This is a genomic window from Flavobacterium erciyesense (genome assembly GCF_018069925.1).
Taxonomy (GTDB): domain Bacteria; phylum Bacteroidota; class Bacteroidia; order Flavobacteriales; family Flavobacteriaceae; genus Flavobacterium; species Flavobacterium erciyesense.
This window is the reverse complement of record NZ_JAGPXB010000006.1, coordinates 135,416-149,495: the sequence shown is the minus strand read 5'-3', so window position 1 is coordinate 149,495 and position 14,080 is coordinate 135,416. Positions and strand designations below refer to the sequence as shown.

The window sequence follows — 14,080 nt, the reverse complement described above, 5'->3', positions numbered from 1 at the left end:
GAATCAAGATGAAAAAAATTGGAATTTTATTTGGCATGGAAGACTCTTTTCCGCAAGCCTTTATTGATCGAGTTAATTCAAAAAATGAAAAAGGCATTATTGCCGAAGCGGTAACAATTGACAAAGTGGTGCAAAATAAGGACGGAGAATATGCTGTTATTATTGATCGAATTTCTCAAGATGTTCCTTTTTATAGAGCCTATTTAAAAAATGCTGCTTTAACAGGTACTAATGTGATTAACAATCCCTTTTGGTGGAGTGCTGACGATAAATTTTTCAATAATTCCTTGGCAGATACTTTGGGCGTTCCTTTGCCTAAAACGGTTATTTTACCGTCTGCCGACCATCCTACAGATACTACCGAAAAATCTTTTCGCAACTTGAAATATCCTATGGATTGGGATGGAATATTTGAGTACGTCGGATTTCCTGCCTACATGAAACCCTACGCAGGCGGTGGCTGGAAAAACGTGTATCGTCTTGAAAACAAAGAAGAATTTTGGCAAAAACATCAAGAAACAGGTCAATTAGTAATGCTTTTGCAGGAAGAAATCGTTTTTACTGAATATTTTAGAGTGTATTGTTTAGGTCGAAAGGCGGTTCGCATTATGCAATATGAACCTAGAAATCCCCATCATTTAAGATATGTTCTCGATGGACCACCTGCAAATAAAAAATTATTAGCAACTATAAAGGATTATACATTGCGCTTATGCAAAGGCTTAGGTTACGATTTTAATACCGTTGAATTTGCTGTTAGAGATGGTATTCCTTATGCAATAGATTTTGGAAATCCTGCTCCTGATGCCGAAATTACATCTGTAGGTGAAGCTAATTTTGAATGGGTTGTTGAAGAAGCTGCTAAGATGGCAATTGCTGCAGCTAAAAAACAAAAATCTGGTAAAATAAACTTAACTTGGGGTGATTTTATCAAGGATGCAGTAAGATAGTTTTCATTCAAAGTATTCAGTAAATAAGCTGAAAGCTGCGACTAAGACTAAACACTAAAAATATAATTATGCTAAAGAAATTACCTGTATTTACGCTTGGTGTAGAGGAAGAATACCAAATTATAGATCCTGATACTAGAGATTTACGTTCACATCTATCTAAAATTGTAGATGGCGCCAAAATTATATTGAACGAACAAGTTAAGGCCGAAATGCATCAATCAGTGGTTGAAGTAGGTACTAATATTTGTAAAAATATTCACGACGCCAAAAATGAGATTCGGTTTTTACGTTCTAAAATTGTCGAATTGGCCGATAAGCAAAATTTAATTGTAGGCGGAGCTGGTACGCATCCCTTTTCAAAGTGGCAAGACCAGCCTATTACAGATGATCCTCGTTACCATGATATTGTAAATGAACTTCAGGATGCCGCACGTTCAAATTTAATTTTTGGAATGCATTGTCATGTTGGAATTGAAAATCGTGAAATCGGTTTACAATTAATGAACCAAGCCACCTATTTCTTACCACATATTTTTGCTCTTTCGACGAACTCTCCTTTTTGGGAAGGCAGACAAACAGGTTATAAATCTTTTAGAACAAAGGTTTTCGACAAGTTCCCAAGAACAGGTTTGCCTGAATACTTTGATTCAGTAAGTTCTTATGATAATTATTTAGACACTTTGGTAAAAACCAATTGTATCGATAATCCTAAAAAGATATGGTGGGACTTGCGCTTGCATCCATTTTATAATACTATCGAATTTAGAATTTGTGACATGTCACTTACCGTTGATGAAACTATTTGTATCGTAGCTATAATTCAAGCTATTGTGGCTAAATTGTACAAATTAAACATGAACAACACTAGTTTTAATATCTATAGGTTAGCATTAATCAAGGAAAACAAATTTAGAGCAGCGCGCTACGGAATAGAAAACAATATGATTGATTTTGGGTTACAAAAAGAGGTATCAACCAAGATGCTTATACTTGAATTACTCGATTTTATTGATGATGTAGTAGACGAACTAGGAAGCAGAAACGAAATTAACTTTGTTCATGAAATATTAAAAGATGGCACCGGTGCAGACAAACAATTGGCTGTTTTTAATGAAACAGGACAGCTAACAAGTGTAGTTGATTTCATTACATCCGAATTTACCAAAGGCTTATAATTTTAAATATTTAATCTACGGATATGCTACCAAAACCATTACAAATTGCACTTTTAGACATGTATAACGGACAACCCAATCAGGGCATGCGTTGTATAATTGATGTGATCAATAGGTTTCATCCGGTTGTACGTTATGATATTTTTGATGTTCGCCAAAAATGTGAATTACCTGATATTAAAAAATACGATATTTATATTTCGACCGGTGGGCCAGGAAACCCTCTTGAAGGTGATGGAAATTGGGATAAAAAATATTATGAATTTATTGACGCTTTATCGGCATGGAATGCAAAAAATGATATAAAAAAGCACATGTTATTTATTTGTCATTCATTTCAAATGGCTTGCCAGCACTTTGGTTTAGCAAAAGTGACCAAACGAAATGATACTTCGTTTGGAGTTATGTCAATTCATAAAACCAAAGAAGGTCTTGTAGATCCTCTATTTGATGGACTTCCCGATCCTTTTTATGCTATTGATTCACGTGATTATCAAGTAGTACAACCTAAATTAAGCGTTTTTAGTAAAAAAGGAGCTCGTATCATTTCTCTCGAAAAAATCAGAGATCATGTTCAGTATGAAAGAGCAATTATGGCTGTTCGGTTTACCGATTATTTTGTTGGCACACAATTTCATCCAGAAGCAGATCCAATAAGTTTTGTAACCTTCCTAAGAAATAAAGAAACCAAAGAAAGAATTAAAGCGATGAAAGGGGAACGTAAATTTCGTTCAATGTTGGAAGATTTATTAGATGATGATAAAATTTATAGAACAAACGAAACTCTGATTCCGAACTTTCTTCGAATCGCAATTAATGATTTGATTAAGACAAAAAAAATGATTTCGAATTAAAACCAGTCTCACATGATTGAAAAATATAGGGAATTATTCAACTCGCAATTTTCCGAGCAGAAATACGAAAATTTGAAAGCCGATATCGCCTCTGATTTTGACTATTTACCAACCTTTAGAGTCTCCGAAACCCCTTTTTTTATTCCAAGTACGCTTAAAGATCAATTGATTGAAGGTTGTCACGAAATTATTTCTTTTATCCAACAAGATGATTTTAAAAAGCTTACACAAAAAGCAGTACCTCCTCATTGCAATGTTCCTAACGAAGACAATCACACCACTTTTTTAGCCATTGATTTTGGTATTTGCATAGAAAATGAAAAGATTATACCAAAATTGATTGAGGTACAAGGATTTCCATCTTTATTCAATTATCAAATGAATCTTTATGAGAAATTTAAAAATCATTATCCTTTTCTGGATGAATTAACACCTTTCATCAACGGCATTTCAAAACATAAATACATAAGCATTTTACAAAAAATAATTTGTGGTAATCATTTACCAGAAGATGTAATATTACTAGAAATTGAACCTGAAAAACAAAACACAAAAATTGATTTTTATTATTGTGAACGCGATTTAGGAGTAGCTGTAGTTTGTGTCACAGCGGTGATAAAAAAAGAAAATAGATTATATTACACCAACAAACATGGCGAACAAAAACAAATAAAACGAATTTACAATCGTGTCATTTTTGATGAATTAGAGGCAAGAACTGACTTAGACTTGAATTTTAGTTTTACTGATGAACTTGATATAGAGTGGGCAGGACATCCCAATTGGTTTTTCCGAATCAGCAAATTTATACTACCGATGTTAAAAGGAAAGTATTGTATTGAAACGACATTAGTCAGCGAACTCAAAGAAATTCCAACTGATTTAGAAAATTATGTTTTGAAACCTCTATTTTCATTTGCTGGTGCTGGAGTTATTTTTCATGTAACACGCCAAGATATTGAAAATATAGTCGAAAAAGACCTCTACATTTTGCAAAAAAAAGTAACCTATGCTCCAATTATACAATCACCTACTGGTAAAGTAAAAGCCGAAGTTAGAATACTTTGTACTTGGGATAAAAATGATAGCGCTCCCACTCTACTTTGTAATTTAGTTCGCTTGAGTCGAGGTGAAATGATTGGCGTAAAATTTAATAAAGATGCTAATTGGGTTGGCGGATCGATCGGGTTGTTTGAAAAATAAGAATTCATTTTTACATTGTAACCGCTTTAGATACAATTTCAGTTTTTTTTCCTTGAAATCATGAACTGTTGTACTATGCAAATTAGTAGCATTTTTTTTCTATTAAGTCATTTTAACGCAATGATAAAACGGTTTAGTCCTTTTTTTTGATTTATTTTGTAATCTTTAATTTATAAAATATCTTCAAAATCTCCTTAATATCACATTTTTAAGCTTTTAAATTTTTGTGAGTTCTATTTTTTTGCTGAAAAATAGACAGTTGTAAACCCAATTGCTGAATTTTTTAAATTGTTTTACTTAATAAAATGTCAAAAATGGAATAATTTATTTTTTTAACATAAAAAAAATCAAGCTGCTTTTTTTTTCTTTATTATTGTGTAGTTCTAATAATTTTGTTACCATAATTAATTTTAATAATCAGCAAATGAATAGAAGAGAAGCACTTAAAAGCGTTGCGTTTTTAATGGGAAGCGCAATCTCAGCAACAACTATGGGCGTTTTGTTTGAAAGTTTTAGTTCGCCTATTGACGAAAACAAAAAACTAAGCTTTACGGCAACAGATGAAGCTATTTTGGCTGAATTTGCCGAAATCATCATTCCAACAACTGCTTCCTCTCCTGGTGCTAAAGCAGCAGGTTTGGGTACTTTTATTCCAATGATTATTAAAGATTGTTATTCAGTTGAAATGCAAGAAGTATTCGCAACAGGGCTAAAAGCAATGCAATACAAATGTGTAAAAGATTTTAATAAAGAGTTTTTAGCCACTTCGCCAGCAGAACGTCAAAAACTAATGGAAGACTTAAGAGAGGAAGCTATTGCAACCAATAGAGTTCCTTCCTTCTTTCTTCTTGCGAGAGATCTAACTATTTTGGGGTATTATTCATCAGAAATTGGTTGTACACAAGCAAGAGAATATTTACCTGTTCCAGGACGATACGATGGTAATGCAGATTACAAACCAGGACAAAAAGCTTGGGCAACTAATTAAATGCTAAAAATCAAAAAACTAGAATTTTAAACCAAAAAAAACTAAACGTGAACATTAATACCAATTTAAAAGCAGAAAACACCTATGATGCTATTGTAGTAGGTTCAGGAATAAGTGGTGGTTGGGCAGCAAAAGAACTAACCGAAAAAGGAATGCGTGTGCTAATGCTAGAACGCGGTATGAATATCGAGCACATTAAAGATTACGAGTCGGCAATGAAAGCTCCTTGGGAATTTGAGCGAGCAGGAAAATTAACACAAGAACAGAAACGCACGCACCCTGTACAAACACGAGATTATCCATACAACGAAGCAACTGAAAAATGGTGGGTAAATGATTTAGATTGCCCTTATACTGAGGACAAACGATTTGACTGGTACAGAGGTTTTCACATGGGTGGCAAGTCATTAATGTGGGGCAGACAAAGTTATCGTTTTAGCGATCATAATTTTGAAGATAACAAAAAAGACGGTTATGGTAATGACTGGCCAATACGTTATAAAGACTTAGCCAAATGGTATGATTATGTAGAGAAATTTGCTGGAATTAGTGGCCAAGCAGAAAATTGGCCTTTGCTGCCAGATGGTAAATTTTTGCCTCCAATGGATTTAAACTGTGTCGAAAAATCAGTTAAAGAAAGATTAGAAAAACACTATAACAATACACGCATTTTGACTATCGGACGAACAGCCAACTTAACCGTTCCCCACAAAGGCCGCGGTAGTTGTCAGTATCGTAATCTTTGTAGTAGAGGTTGTCCATTTGGTGCTTATTTTAGCACCCAATCTTCTACGTTACCAGCAGCTACTGCTACTAAAAGATTAACTGTAAGACCCTACTCTATTGTAAATCATATCATTTATGATAAGGATACAAAAAAAGCAAAAGGTGTTATGGTTATTGATGCCGAAACTAATGAAACCATGGAGTTTTATGCAAAAATTGTTTTTGTAAATGGATCAACTTTAGGGTCAACTTTCATTTTATTAAATTCAACATCAGAAGCTCATCCTAATGGACTAGGAAATTCTAGTGGTCATTTAGGTCATAATTTAATGGATCACCATTTCCGCTGTGGTGCTGAAGGAACTGCTGAAGGTTTTGAAGACAAATACACTTACGGTCGAAGAGCTAACGGAATTTACATTCCGCGATATCAAAACTACGGTAGTGACAAACGCGATTATTTACGTGGTTTTGGTTACCAAGGTGGCGCAAGTAGAGGTTCTTGGCACAAAGAAGTAGCCGAGTTAGCCTTTGGTCAAAACTTTAAAGAAACTATGTCATTACCTGCAGATTCTTGGAGTATGGGTCTAGGTGGTTTTGGAGAAATGCTCCCTTACTATGAAAATAGAGTTTATATAGATCATACTCGTAAAGACAAATGGGGTCAACCCGTTCTTGCCATTGATTGTGAGCACAAAGAAAATGAGGCTAAAATGCGAGAAGACATGATGAATGATGCTGCAGAAATGTTAGAAGCTTCTGGTATTAAAAACGTTAAAACTTACGATAATGATTGTTATCCAGGAATGGCAATTCACGAAATGGGAACTGCACGTATGGGTAACGATCCGAAAGAATCAGTTTTAAATAAATGGAATCAAATGCACGAAGTGAGTAATGTTTTTGTTACCGATGGTTCTTGTATGCCATCCATTGCATGTCAAAATCCATCATTAACATTTATGGCTCTTACAGCACGTGCTTGTGATTATGCAGTTAAAGAATTAAAAAAAGGTAATATCTAAAGCAATGGCATTACGAAAATTAAGAATGGGAATGATCGGCGGTGGACAAGATGCTTTTATTGGAGCAATTCACCGTTTAGCAGCAAATATGGATGGCTTAATTGAATTGAGCTGTGGTGCGCTAAGTATCAATCCCGAAACTGCTATTGCATCTGGCAGAGCACTTTTTTTACCTGAGTCTAGAACTTATACTAGTTATGAAGAAATGATTAAGTCTGAAGCTGCTTTGCCTTCAGAAGAAAGAATAGATTTTGTAACAATTGTTACTCCTAATTTTGCTCATTTTGCTCCGGCTATGATGGCTTTAGAACATGGTTTTAATGTAGTGATCGAAAAGCCAATTACGTTTTCTCTTGAAGAGGCGAAGTTACTACAAGATAAGGTCAATGAAACGGGTTTAACATTGTGTCTGACCCACACCTACTCTGGATATCCTATGGTAAAACAGGCAAAAGCCATGGTTAAAGAAGGTAAGTTAGGGAAAATTAGAAAGGTTTGGGTAGAATATCCGCAAGGCTGGTTGAGTAGACTTTCCGAAAGAGAGGGTAATGCGCAGGCAGCGTGGAGAACTGACCCAAAAAAATCAGGTAAAAGTTCTGTAATGGGCGACATTGGTACTCATGCAGCACATCTAGCTGAATATATTACTGGTAGTTCAATTACCGCGGTTTGTGCAGAATTGAATACTTTGGTTGACGGCCGTGTTATGGATGATGATGGAGCTGTATTACTCAAATTCGAAAATGGAGCGAAAGGAGTATTAATGGCATCGCAGGTTGCTGCAGGTGAAGAAAATGCTTTAAAAATTAGAGTTTATGGGGAAAATGGTGGTATAGAATGGCTACAACACGATCCGAATTCTTTAATAGTTAAATGGTTGACTGAACCAACTCAAATTTTACGAGCTGGTTCTAATTACAGTCATTTATCATCTTTTGCTACTCATAATTGCCGCACGCCTGGTGGACATCCAGAAGGATATTTAGAAGCATTTGCTAATATTTATAGAAATTTTGCGCTCACATTGCAATGTAAATTACAAGGAACGGAACCAAGTCCAGAAATGCTCGACTTTCCAACGGTTGTTGATGGAGTTCGCGGTATGGCATTTATTGATAATGTTGTTGCTTCATCCGAATCAGATTTAAAATGGACACCTTTCGTTGTCTAGATAACTACAAGTAATAAACATGTAACGAATTATATGACTACAATTCAAGGACCAGCAGTCTTTTTAGCACAATTTATTGGTGATACAGCACCTTTCAATTCCTTAGATGGTATATGTAAATGGGCTGCTGATTTAGGATTTAAAGGTATTCAAATGCCTACTCTAGATTCACGATTTATAGATCTTCAAAAAGCTGCCGAAAGTACCACCTATGCTGATGAACTGAAAGGAAAAATAGCCTCCTATGGTTTAGAAATCACCGAATTATCTACTCATTTACAAGGCCAGTTAGTGGCGGTACACCCAGCCTATGATGATTTTTTTGATGCATTTGCACCAAAAAATGTACATGGAAATCCAAAAGCGCGTCAAGAATGGGCAGTACAGCAAATGATGTTCGCTGCAAAAGCATCTCAAAACTTAGGTTTGACTGAACATGCTACTTTTAGCGGTTCCTTATTATGGCAATATTTTCATCCTTGGCCACAACGACCGGCAGGATTGGTTGAGGAGGGATTTGCAGAACTAGCCAAGCGTTGGACTCCTATTTTAAATGAATTTGATCACAACGGAGTTGATGTGTGTTACGAGATACACCCTGGTGAGGATTTGTTCGATGGTGAAACCTACGAAATGTTTTTAAAGGCAGTCAATAATCATAAAAGAGCTTGTTTATTATACGATCCCTCTCATTTTGTTTTACAGCAATTAGATTATATTCAATACATCGATTTTTATCACGAACGTATAAAGGCATTTCATGTAAAAGATGCTGAATTCAATCCAACAGGAAAACAAGGCACATTTGGCGGATACCAAAATTGGGCCAATAGAGCTGGTAGGTATCGTTCTCCGGGTGATGGTCAAATAGACTTTAAAACTATTTTTAGCAAGCTAGCACAATATGATTTTAAAGGATGGGCTGTTATGGAATGGGAATGCTGTATAAAAAATCAAGAGGATGGTGCTCGAGAAGGTGCAGAATTTATCAAAAATCATATCATTAAAGTGACAGATAAAGCATTTGATGATTTTGCAGCAGTAGCTACTGATCAAGCATTCAATCGAAAAAACTTAGGACTATAAAACTATAAATAAACTAAAATGAAACTAAAATTTGTATTGTTTGGAGCAGCTTTATTGGCCTTGACTTCATTTTCAACCCCAGCTTTATCAACTAAATACATTGCGATTACCAAAAAAACATCTGCGGTCTATCAGGGCTCTGATGGTGAAAAACTAATTGCTAAATCGGATTGTATTGGTTGCCATAAAATTGATAAAAAACTTATTGGTCCCTCCTATTTAGATATTGCAAAGAAATATCCGTTGAATGATAAAAATATAGCTTATTTGAGTGGGAAAATCATCAAGGGAGGTTCTGGTGTTTGGGGGGCTGTCCCAATGTCAGCTCATGGATCAATTAAAAAGGAAGATGCTAAATCAATGGCAAAATACATCTTATCTTTAAAAAAATAAGACAGACTCTTTTCTAATCAAAAGGTTCGAAATAATTAGCGTTTGATTCCTTTTTATTATCTAATCGAAAAATAACCATGAAACCAAAAGAAGAAAATAATCAAATAACAAATAATCGTCGCGACTTTATAAAAACAACTGCTGTTGCTGCCGCAGCCTTTATGATTGTGCCTCGTCATGTATTAGGTAGAGGATTTATCGCTCCTAGTGACCGCCTATCTGTAGCTGGAATTGGTGTTGGTGGTAAAGGTCGTTCAGATATTGCGATGTTTGCTAAAAGTGGAAAAGCAGATATTTCATTTTTGTGTGATGTAGATACTCGTAGAGCAGCTGATAGTGTTAAAGCCTTTCCAAAAGCTAAATTTTATAAGGATTGGCGTGAAATGTTAGATAAGGAACATAAGAATATTGACGCCGTTTCTGTATCAACTCCAGACCATAACCATGCTATTCAGGCGCTTGCCGCAATGCAATTGGGTAAGCACGTTTATGTACAAAAACCGATTGCTCACGATATTTTTGAAGCAAGAATTTTAACAGAGGCAGCTAAAAAATACAAAGTAGTGACACAAATGGGGAATCAAGGTGCCTCAAATGATGGAACTAGAATAATGAAAGAATGGTACGAAGCAGGACTTATTGGAGATGTTCACACGATACATGCTTGGACAGATCGTCCTGTGTGGCCACAAGGAATTCCTTGGTCAGCAAACAATGCAACAGTTCCAACTGAATTAGATTGGGATTTGTGGTTGGGTACTGCTCCATTTAAAGAATATGTAAATAAATTGGTGCCTTTTAACTGGCGCGGTTGGTGGGATTATGGCACAGGAGCTTTGGGGGATATGGGTTGTCATTTATTAGAAGCTCCATTTAGCGTATTAGGTTTGCAATATGCAAAAGATGTTCAATGTAGCGTTGGCTCTGTATATGTTGATGAATTCCAAAGAGGTTACTTTCCAGAAAGTTGTCCTCCATCAAGTCATGTTACCCTTACCTTTCCTAAAACAAGTAAAACAAAAGGAGATGTTAAAGTACACTGGATGGACGGCGGAATTCAGCCAGAACGTCCGGATGAATTAGCTCCAAATGAAATATTTGGAGATGGTGGTAACGGAACTTTGTTTACGGGAACCAAGGGAAAAATGATGTGCGATACCTATGGATTAAATCCAAGATTGTTACCATTGAGTAAAAATGAAAACCTAAAAGTGGCTAAAAAATATGCTAGAGTTGATGGTGGCGCCGAAGGTCATTACAAACAATGGGTTGAAGCGGCTATTGCTGGCTACGGAAAAACAGAATTGAGTTCTCCATTTGAAGTAGCGGGACCATTAACAGAAGCGTTGCTTATGGCTAATTTAGCTGTAAGAGGATATGATGTAATTCGTGAAGAGCTTGGTGAAGAAGTGTATCCTGGTCGTTCAGCTAAATTACTTTGGGATAACAATGCAATGAAAATTACCAATTTTGATGAAGTAAATCAATTTGTGAAACGTGATTACCGTGAAGGCTGGAAAGCACTTACTTTATAATTTTTAGAATAATTAAAAATAAATTAAAATGATTAAAAATATTAGTTCAGCGTTTGTTTTGCTAGTTGCAATGCAAACATCAAATGCACAGCAAGCAGCTGTTCCAAAAGGGTTTAAATCGATATTTGACGGCCAATCAACTGCGGGATGGCATACTTACGGAAAAAAAACAGCGGGAAGTGCTTGGAAAATAGAAGATGGTATGTTGCATTTTGATCCTACTGCCGCAAAAGACGGTCAAGGTGGCGATTTAGTAACTGATGTAGAATATGAAAATTTCCATTTAAAATTAGAATGGAAAGTAGTATCAAATGCCAACAGTGGAATTATTTTTTATGTCAATGAAGATTTGACAAAATATAAAAACACTTACGAAACAGGTATTGAAATGCAAGTGTTAGACAATGCAGGACATCCTGATGCAAAAATTGAAAAACACAGAGCGGGTGATTTGTACGATTTGATAAAAAGTAGTTCAGAGCCTGTAAAACCAGCTGGTGAATGGAATTCTGTCGATATAGTTTGCAAATTTGGAAAACTTACTTTTCAATTGAATGGCGTAAAAATTATAGAGACTACCTTGTGGGATCCTAATTTTAAAAATCTAATTGCTGGTAGCAAATTTGCTACTTGGCCAGGATTTGGAACTTTCAAAAAAGGTAAGATTGCCCTGCAAGATCATGGTGATAATGTTTGGTTTAGAAATATTATGATTAAAGAATGGAATACCATGAAGGTTACTACTGGCTGTGAAGCTGGAATGTAATTAGAAAAAAGAATGCTGTTAACTAACCAAACCACTTATTATTTTAACCAATGAATACTACAACCAGAGTAAAACTATCCATTATGATGTTCCTTGAATTTTTCGTTTGGGGCGCATGGTTTGTTACATTAGGAACTTTTTTAGGAAGTAATTTAAAGGCTTCAGGGTCAGAGAGCGCTGCTGTTTTTTCAACACAATCTTGGGGTGCCATTGTTGCTCCTTTCATCATTGGTTTAATTGCTGATCGCTACTTTAATGCAGAAAAAATTCTAGGTATTTTACATATAATTGGTGCCTTTTTAATGTACCAAATGTATCAATCTTCGGATGTTTCTGCTTTTTATACTTATGTGCTAAGTTACATGATTTTGTTCATGCCTACATTGGCCCTAGTCAATTCAGTATCTTTTAATCAAATGAAAGATCCTGAAAAAGAATTTTCAAACATTAGAGTTTTTGGAACTCTTGGTTGGATAATTGCTGGCTTAGCTATTAGCTATATTTTTCATTGGGATTCTACAGAAGGACTTCGTGACGGATTACTTAAAAACACATTCCTACTTGCAGGTGGTGCTTCTTTACTATTAGGGCTTTTTAGTTTTGCTTTACCAGCTACTCCGCCAAAAGGTAGCGACGAAAAAGTAAAAATTGCCGATATAATAGGCTTAGATGCTTTAAAACTTTTAAAGGATAGAAACTTTGCTGTTTTTTTTATCTCTTCAATTCTTATTTGTATCCCATTGGCATTCTACTATCAAAACGCCAATCTTTACTTATCCCAAACGGGTATTGAAGGACCAACAGGTAAAATGGTAATCGGTCAAATTTCTGAAGTTTTGTTTTTACTTTTTATTCCTGTATTTTTTAGTCGCTATGGCTTTAAGAAGACAATCTTAATAGGTATGTTGGCATGGGCTGTTCGTTACCTTCTATTTGCTTACGGGAACGGCAATGACTTAAGTTTTATGCTTATTATTGGAATTGCACTTCACGGTATTTGCTACGATTTCTTTTTTGTTTCGGGTCAAATTTATACCAATTCAAAAGCGGGAGAAAAATATAAAAGTGCTGCCCAAGGATTAATTACTCTAGCTACTTATGGCGTTGGAATGTTAATAGGATTTGCAGTTGCAGGTTGGATTACTGATAATTACAAGCTTGCAGGTGGAGCTATTAATTGGCAAGTAGTTTGGATTGCTCCAGCAGCTATTGCTTTCTTTGTTTTTGTGATTTTTGCTTTATTATTTGACCAAAAAAAGGAAGGTAATCCAGCTGTTAATTCAATCTAGCGCATCATGAGCGAATCGTTAAACAGAAGATCAGCCATAAAAGGTATTTTGGCAAGTACAGCAAGTTTAGGTTTTGCAAGCCAAATGGCGGCATTTGGTCAGTCTCAAAGTTTTAATTCTGCTAAAAGTATTAAACTAAAAGGCACAATCAATCACTCGGTTTCTCGCTGGTGTTTTGACCATTTAGATTTAGAAACTCTTTGTCAAGAAGCTAAAAAGTTAGGTATTACTGGAATTGATTTGGTAGGTCCTGACGCTTGGCCAATTTTAAAAAAATACAATTTAGTTTCTACCATGTGCAATGGAGCTGAACTTAATCTTGTTGATGGTTTTAATGATCCTATTTTCCATGAGCAATTACAAAAAAGATATAGTGATATGATTCCTAGGGTCGCGGCTGCAGGATATTCTAATCTTATTTGTTTTAGTGGAAACAAAAGAGGAAAATCGGATGAAGAAGGTTTAGCAAATTGCGCAATTGGGTTACAACCACTACTAAAACTTGCCGAAAAACACAACGTCACTTTAGTCATGGAATTACTTAACAGTAAAATTGATCATAAAGATTATCAGTGTGATAAAACATCTTGGGGTGTTGCTTTAGCGAAACGCATTAATTCTCCAAACTTTAAATTACTGTATGATATTTACCATATGCAAATTGACGAAGGAGATGTTATTCGTACAATTGCAAATAATCATCAATTCATTGCACATTATCATACCGCTGGAGTTCCCGGAAGACATGAAATTGACGATAGCCAAGAATTGAACTGTCCTGCAATTATGAAAGCCATTGCAAAAACAGGTTTTAAAGGTTTTGTAGGTCAAGAATTTATACCTTCTAACTCTAATAAATTAGCTTCGTTGCAACAAGCCATAACAATTTGTGACATTTAACTTTAAAAAAATAAAG

The 14,080-nt window shown here is 35.3% G+C and carries 13 protein-coding genes; all 13 read left to right on the top strand.

Going from position 1 to position 14,080, the window contains the following annotated elements; genetic code table 11:
* The first annotated feature begins 8 nt into the window (after positions 1–8).
* The 13 genes from KBJ98_RS08660 to KBJ98_RS08600 all read left to right on the top strand — a co-directional run bounded on the left by KBJ98_RS08660 (position 9) and on the right by KBJ98_RS08600 (position 14,064).
* Positions 9–950, top strand: coding sequence for an ATP-grasp domain-containing protein (locus KBJ98_RS08660; RefSeq protein WP_210789552.1), 942 nt, complete (start codon positions 9–11; stop codon positions 948–950).
* A gap of 68 nt (positions 951–1,018) precedes the next feature.
* Positions 1,019–2,128 carry a carboxylate-amine ligase gene (locus tag KBJ98_RS08655; RefSeq protein ID WP_210789550.1) on the top strand — a complete coding sequence of 370 codons (1,110 nt, stop codon included), beginning with the start codon at positions 1,019–1,021 and terminating at the stop codon, positions 2,126–2,128.
* A 23-nt stretch (positions 2,129–2,151) separates the two neighbouring features.
* Positions 2,152–2,982: a type 1 glutamine amidotransferase gene (locus KBJ98_RS08650; protein WP_210789548.1), complete on the top strand. Its 831-nt coding sequence runs from the start codon at positions 2,152–2,154 to the stop codon at positions 2,980–2,982.
* 12 nt (positions 2,983–2,994) lie between these two features.
* On the top strand, positions 2,995–4,185 hold the full coding sequence (locus tag KBJ98_RS08645; protein ID WP_210789546.1) for a hypothetical protein: 1,191 nt from the start codon (positions 2,995–2,997) through the stop codon (positions 4,183–4,185).
* A 424-nt stretch (positions 4,186–4,609) separates the two neighbouring features.
* On the top strand, positions 4,610–5,173 hold the full coding sequence (locus tag KBJ98_RS08640) for a gluconate 2-dehydrogenase subunit 3 family protein (RefSeq protein WP_210789539.1): 564 nt from the start codon (positions 4,610–4,612) through the stop codon (positions 5,171–5,173).
* 47 nt (positions 5,174–5,220) lie between these two features.
* Entirely contained in the window at positions 5,221–6,924 is a 1,704-nt protein-coding gene (locus tag KBJ98_RS08635) for a GMC oxidoreductase (RefSeq protein WP_210789536.1), read from the top strand.
* 4 nt (positions 6,925–6,928) lie between these two features.
* On the top strand, positions 6,929–8,095 hold the full coding sequence (locus tag KBJ98_RS08630; protein ID WP_225899092.1) for a Gfo/Idh/MocA family protein: 1,167 nt from the start codon (positions 6,929–6,931) through the stop codon (positions 8,093–8,095).
* Between the two features lie 33 nt (positions 8,096–8,128).
* Positions 8,129–9,181: a sugar phosphate isomerase/epimerase family protein gene (locus KBJ98_RS08625; RefSeq protein ID WP_210789533.1), complete on the top strand. Its 1,053-nt coding sequence runs from the start codon at positions 8,129–8,131 to the stop codon at positions 9,179–9,181.
* An 18-nt stretch (positions 9,182–9,199) separates the two neighbouring features.
* Complete coding sequence (locus KBJ98_RS08620; RefSeq protein ID WP_210789530.1) at positions 9,200–9,574, top strand: c-type cytochrome; 375 nt, start codon at positions 9,200–9,202, stop codon at positions 9,572–9,574.
* A 77-nt stretch (positions 9,575–9,651) separates the two neighbouring features.
* Positions 9,652–11,109 (top strand): Gfo/Idh/MocA family protein, encoded by a 1,458-nt coding sequence (locus KBJ98_RS08615; RefSeq protein ID WP_210789528.1) that lies wholly within the window; start codon positions 9,652–9,654, stop codon positions 11,107–11,109.
* 28 nt (positions 11,110–11,137) lie between these two features.
* Positions 11,138–11,875 (top strand): 3-keto-disaccharide hydrolase, encoded by a 738-nt coding sequence (locus tag KBJ98_RS08610; protein ID WP_225899091.1) that lies wholly within the window; start codon positions 11,138–11,140, stop codon positions 11,873–11,875.
* A gap of 50 nt (positions 11,876–11,925) precedes the next feature.
* Positions 11,926–13,164 carry a nucleoside permease gene (locus tag KBJ98_RS08605; RefSeq protein ID WP_210789525.1) on the top strand — a complete coding sequence of 413 codons (1,239 nt, stop codon included), beginning with the start codon at positions 11,926–11,928 and terminating at the stop codon, positions 13,162–13,164.
* A gap of 6 nt (positions 13,165–13,170) precedes the next feature.
* The gene (locus tag KBJ98_RS08600) at positions 13,171–14,064 is read left to right on the top strand and encodes a hydroxypyruvate isomerase family protein (protein ID WP_210789523.1); all 894 of its coding nucleotides are present in this window, start codon (positions 13,171–13,173) and stop codon (positions 14,062–14,064) included.
* Positions 14,065–14,080: the final 16 nt, after the last annotated feature.